Origin of the sequence: Aeromicrobium phragmitis (assembly GCF_003674095.1) — a bacterium.
GTDB classification, from domain to species: domain Bacteria; phylum Actinomycetota; class Actinomycetes; order Propionibacteriales; family Nocardioidaceae; genus Aeromicrobium; species Aeromicrobium phragmitis.
The window spans coordinates 1-396 of record NZ_RDBF01000135.1 but is presented as its reverse complement, the minus strand read 5'-3'; the positions used below and the strand labels follow the sequence as shown (position 1 = coordinate 396).

General features: G+C 71.2%; 1 protein-coding gene. It reads left to right on the top strand.

What is annotated here, in order from left to right; all coding sequences use genetic code 11:
• Window positions 1-220, top strand: a 220-nt coding sequence (locus D9V41_RS16635; protein WP_208006923.1) for a hypothetical protein, incomplete at its 5' end; no start/stop codon positions are given.
• Window positions 221-396: the final 176 nt, after the last annotated feature.

Genomic DNA, 396 nt, shown 5'->3' with positions numbered 1-396 from the left:
AAGGGCTACAGTCGCCCTAGGAGGCGCCATGCGGAACGACCATCGCGATCACGTACAGCCGGGCTCGGACCTGGACATCGCCATCAACCGAGCGCTCGTGGAAGCCGAGCTCCGACCTCGCGAGTCCCTCGCCCCCCAGACCGCTCTCGTCGTGGAGGTGGCGGAGCCCTTCGCCGTCGACGTCGGGGGCGGCGCCGGAGCACTCGACGACGGTGACTGACGCGGCGCCACACGCGACCTCGCTGATTCACCACGACAACGGACGTCCGGACGCGCGCCGACTGGGCCCGCCGAGTGGTGCGGTCGTCAGCGTCGGTAGTGCTCGAGGAAGCGCCCGACCACGCCGGAGGCGAACTCCAGCACGCGTTCCTCCCCCGCGCCCGCGGCGTTGAGCAG